Source organism: Mesorhizobium sp. M0633, from assembly GCF_040320645.1.
In the GTDB taxonomy this organism is placed as follows: domain Bacteria; phylum Pseudomonadota; class Alphaproteobacteria; order Rhizobiales; family Rhizobiaceae; genus Mesorhizobium.
The window spans coordinates 1-4,592 of sequence record NZ_JAMYQC010000087.1; the positions used below are offsets into that span (position 1 = coordinate 1).

General features: G+C 60.2%; 3 protein-coding genes and 2 pseudogenes. 1 reads left to right on the top strand and 4 read right to left on the bottom strand.

Annotated elements, in window-relative coordinates:
• Positions 1 to 140: 140 nt before the first annotated feature.
• Entirely contained in the window at positions 141 to 584 is a 444-nt protein-coding gene (locus NKI47_RS34550; protein ID WP_352596246.1) for a hypothetical protein, read from the top strand.
• 23 nt (positions 585 to 607) lie between these two features.
• Here the strand turns inward: NKI47_RS34550 and NKI47_RS34555 are convergent, their stop codons facing one another.
• The 4 genes and pseudogenes from NKI47_RS34555 to NKI47_RS34570 form a co-directional block, all read right to left on the bottom strand.
• Positions 608 to 1,150, bottom strand: a complete 543-nt coding sequence (locus tag NKI47_RS34555) for a DUF309 domain-containing protein (RefSeq protein WP_352596249.1) — start codon at positions 1,148 to 1,150, stop codon at positions 608 to 610.
• Between the two features lie 439 nt (positions 1,151 to 1,589).
• A pseudogene (locus tag NKI47_RS35330) lies at positions 1,590 to 1,975 on the bottom strand (hypothetical protein).
• 1,754 nt (positions 1,976 to 3,729) lie between these two features.
• Positions 3,730 to 3,984 carry a hypothetical protein gene (locus NKI47_RS34565; RefSeq protein ID WP_352596255.1) on the bottom strand — a complete coding sequence of 85 codons (255 nt, stop codon included), beginning with the start codon at positions 3,982 to 3,984 and terminating at the stop codon, positions 3,730 to 3,732.
• A 15-nt stretch (positions 3,985 to 3,999) separates the two neighbouring features.
• Positions 4,000 to 4,482, bottom strand: a pseudogene (locus NKI47_RS34570) (IS630 family transposase); the annotation flags it as partial.
• Between the last annotated feature and the right edge of the window lie 110 nt (positions 4,483 to 4,592).

The window sequence follows — 4,592 nt, forward strand, 5'->3', positions numbered from 1 at the left end:
AGTTCGATCGTCGCCGCCGCGAACTCGTCACCTCCGAATCCCTTCGGAGCCAGTGAATCATTGCTGCGGTCCGGTGGCGAGGGCCTTTTTCAACAGCCTGCTAGACGACATTCGCACTCCCCAAATCCGCCGAGAGCACTATGAAGCAGCAGCGACCTTTTGTCGTCGAGATCAAACAGAAGCGTGGGCTCATGAAGCGGCCACAGTCAATCTGGGGCGGCATCGACCTGGCCGCCATCGCGAACGATATCGCGGAAGCGAAGACTGAAGGTGAGATCGCTGAAGATATCCGTTCTCGGCCCATGGCCGCCGTTGGTGAGGGGGTCCCCGATGCCAAGGACGTGACCATTCCCGACGGATCGCTTCCTAAGCAGCCGACGGTTGAGAAAGCGCCGGTTCCGAAGGCATCGAACCCACCGACTAAGACAGACGGACCCGCCAGAAAAAGCGGTGGGAGAAAAATGTTGCTTTGCCGAGAGGTGAACGATGGAAGCGGCGCCTGCCATGGGTGCTCCGCCAGCGCCGGGCTGTGCCGTAGGTCAACCGCACCAGGATTGAAGCTGCCCTCATCGAACTGTCCATGACGGGCCGGCAGTGCACTTGCCTGTCAGACGCCCTCGGATTTAGGGGCGAGAATGAAATAGAAAACGGGCTCAGGCTGGCCAGGCATCGGCTCTCGCAAAACAGCCGGGAAAGTTGTGGCCGTTTCGGCGTGTACCGCGAGCGCGGCAGGTGTCATTCCGAGTGCGGCCTCAAAGGGCCGGCTCGGCAGAGGCGCCACCCGACGAAAAAGCGCTGCAGCTCTCGCCGCATGGCGCGCGGCAGCGACCCGCTTTCCCTCGCGGATTTTCACCCCGGCCGCCGCCAACAGGATCAATCCCTTGAAGAAAAGGCGATGCTGAGTGCTTTGTTTCGCAGCGTGCCAAAGAGGCTCCCAAGCCTCATGGGCTTCCCAGTAATAGCCGTGATTGAAAAGGTCGATACCCCATCGGAACCCGTTTGAGCTGAGTGATTCCTCGACGGCAACAACGGTCACCGGGTCGCTTTGGTAACTGTGACCCAGCGGGTCGCGAACCGGATGCGGATGTTTCCCAGGCAGGTATGCGTAGCCCGGGAAATTCTTTTCGGGTAGCAAGCGACGACGTGACATAGACCCCAGCAATCATGAAAGCACGTCGATGACAATTCATGTCATGGAATCTGATGGGACACCGCCCTGCATTGGCTGCTGGGTCCTTTCATCCCTGAGATTTCAGCCTCCGCCGTACACGCACCACGCCGGAAGTCTTCGGTGGCAGACGCCGATAGCGCTTGACCGTCTTGAAGCCCGACTACTCGCGCACCGAAGACTGACGCTGCTTCTGCGAGCAGCAAGCCCGGTCGCAAGGCCGAAGGCGATGCCAGGGTAGTTCGGATCGATCTCCGCCCGGAGCCAGTCGCGCCGGCGTTCAACGTGAGCAGTTTGATGACGGGAACGAAGCTGGGTCTCACTGCGGAGCGGCTGCTGCTGGCGGGGATTCGCGCGCTGGTGCCTCATCGCCGCCGCGCCATCTGCTTAGCCCGCAAGGTAGGAAGCGGCGCTCAGCCGGCTAGAACCGGGCGAAGTGACCAGAGCTCCGAAGCTTGGCTAGCAGGATGATGGCCGTTCCGCGGTGGTCAACCCTCGCTTGCTCACGCAGCGGAGACGCATCCCAGGCAGCCAATTCTGCCACCAAAAGGGCGGTGTCCCCGTTTACAGATGCGCATCTAAGTTGTCCGTCTTGTCCATCACGATTATTGCTGTGCCGGTGACGCCATATCCAATCGCGGCCATCCGCTGCACGCAGATATCGCCGTCGACACGAACATCGAAAAGAACCGATCCTGCGGTTTTCTCCGCAGCGTCAGCCACACGATCACAGAACGGCCGATGCAGGCCTTCGATTTTGCCGAGTGACTGCTCAAACAACGCCAATTCAACATGCTCCGCCACCATGGCTGCGAAAGTGCGCCGGCTGGCGCAATCGGCAATAGGCCAGGGCTGACTATCCACACACCAGCCGCCCTCCCGATGCCCACATCGCAACTGCGCTCCTGGCCGGCGCTACTTCGCTTGTCCGCGGCATGCCCTGCCCTTGCAGCGCTCCTCAAACAGATTGCGCATGACATCACAGCCGAAGATGGCCAATAGGACGGACGACCTTGTATTATCGCTTCATTCGTCCTCCCGAGCGCCGCCCTTCTTTTCCACAAGCGTTTTGGCTTGCCGGAAATTAGGGTCTCGGTGGATTGATCCGCATGGCTTTCGGGTGGGTGCTGGCAGGAAGACTTAGGCGGGCGAGGATGGATCAAGGCGTTGCGTCAGGACGACGCTCGGCAAGTGCGTGCGCATTGCGGAACTGGAGCGCGATCTCATGGCGACCAAATGAGGAATCTCGGAATTATCCCTGGACGATTTCGCGAGTCACATTCTTCCTGCCAGTCGAACCGGCAGATTGCGAATTCAGTGGCGAGTATATGTCCGCGATTTAGCGGAACGACTGTCCCTTTTTTGCGAAATGCGCACTCACTCAGCGGAGACGCATTCCACGCAGCCAATTCCGCCACCAAAAGGGCGGTGTCCCCGTTTACCGACGCGCATCTAAGTTCTCCGTTGTTCCCCAACACGATTATTGCTGTGCCTGTTACCTCAATCGACCGTTCTGCGATCGTGTGGCTGACGCTGCGGAAAAAACGCAGGGTCGGTTCTGTTCGATGTTCGCGTCGACGGCGATAGCTGCGTTCAGCGGATGGCTGCGATTGGATATGGCGTTTAAATCCTAACGGGATTCAATAATCCCTGTGGGACGGCACGTCCTGTGTCCTGCAGCGCGTTGTTGAGCGCATGGCCCATATAGCGGATTGATGATGGTGAAGGCCTCGGGCTCTCCTCGGCTCCGGCACCGGCACGGAACGTGTCGGCCGGCACCGCAAAGGGCGTTCGGCCGGCCGGAGAGAGGTCGAGGCAGCAAGCATTCCCAGTGGGGAAGTCAGGCTGTTTGGCTGTCGCATCCACGAAAGGTCGCGCCACAGAAACTTGATTGCCAGTCAAATTTTGTTTTCTCGACGCTTCACGAATTAGCATTGGATGCTTCGCTGTTGGGCGTGAAGGAAGATAGGCTGGGGATGGCGCGGCCCGAGCGAACCCACAAAGCCTTCACACGATCCAGATAAGGCACGGGACCTCGTCGAAAGTGTCGACAGGCTGGCTGGCGTTGCTCATGACTGAGCGGAAATAGAGCACGGCAAGACGGTGGAGACCATCGCGCTCGACAACAAGAACAATTCTCCAGAGGCGATCATCATTGTCGATCCGGCGGTCGGGAGGCCTGGTCGGCTTAGCGGGGCTACGACGATGCGACATCCAACAGATATGCGGCATGACTCGGTCAAGGTCGGTGCTGGAATTGCCGCCCGAAAATGGAGTCTTGGCCCAGGAATCGAGCCGCCATCGCGGACGTTGCACCGAAGCAGAGCCGGCACTGTCTCAAGTCCGGATGGCGAAGTGCGCAGCCGATGAAAGCTGCGGCAGTTGGGGACGCGTACAAGCCGTATATGATGACGACATTCGGGGCGCCACGGAGGCGTTCCGCGTTCCTATCGCTCGAACCATGGCCATCGACGAATACGACAGGCCATCAGGTCCGCCGCGCCTTAGCGATAGATGAGTCGCAGCTTCGCCGTGCATAGCGTGATCGCGGAAGTTTGCATTTACGCGCTCCCGTCGGTTTCATTCTCCTCATCGATTTCGCGCACGGGCAGATAGGCGTTCGTTTCCAGCCACTCCCGCAGCACGATCTGAATGAGGTCCGCCCGGCCGATTTCCATTTCGGCAGCAATGGCGTTGAGAGCGTCCTCGGTGGCCGGTTCCAGCGGCACGCCGGCGACGTTTCTGAGCATCAATGCCGCGCGCCGCAAGATGATCTGCAGATCCGCGCGCGAAACGTGTGTCGCTTGGCAGTTAATTAGAGCACGTCCTGTTCAATCTGGTTCATACCCGGCTGCCTTGAAGTAGTTGGCGCATTCGTCAGGGGTGAAGCGTTCGAGGATCGCGCCGACCGTATCCCAGAGCGCGGCGATTGTCCTCTCGGCCTTGGCGCGCATCAGCGCCTTCAGCTTGGCGAAGGCGTTTTCGATCGGATTGAAGTCGGGACTGTAGGGCGGCAGGTAGAGCAGGCTCGCACCCGCCGCTTCTATTGCGTCGCGAACGCCCGCCGCCTTGTGGGCGGGCAAGTTGTCCATCACGACGACGTCGCCGCGTTCGAGGGTCGGAACCAGCACCTGGCTGACATAGGCGAGGAACACAGTGCCGTTCATGGCGCCGTCGTAGACGAAGGGGGCGGTCATGCCGGTCAGCCGCAGCGCTCCGGTGAAGGTGGTGGTCTTCCAATGCCCGTGCGGCACGCCAGCCCGGCAGCGTTCGCCGCGCGGCGCTCTTCCGCGCAGGCGCGCCATCTTCGTGGAGAGGCCCGGGTGAGTAGGCCGGAGGAATTTCACCTGCCGGCCTCTCGCAGAACGGTGCGTGAACCTCTCGATTCACACCGCTCCCATCAGGCAAACGTATTCGTTCCGAA

Excerpts from the sequence above, each read along its gene's own strand:
- NKI47_RS34555 (WP_352596249.1), bottom strand. The coding sequence starts at position 1,150 with ATGTCACGTCGTCGCTTGCTACCCGAAAAGAATTTCCCGGGCTACGCA.
- NKI47_RS34550 (WP_352596246.1), top strand. The coding sequence starts at position 141 with ATGAAGCAGCAGCGACCTTTTGTCGTCGAGATCAAACAGAAGCGTGGG.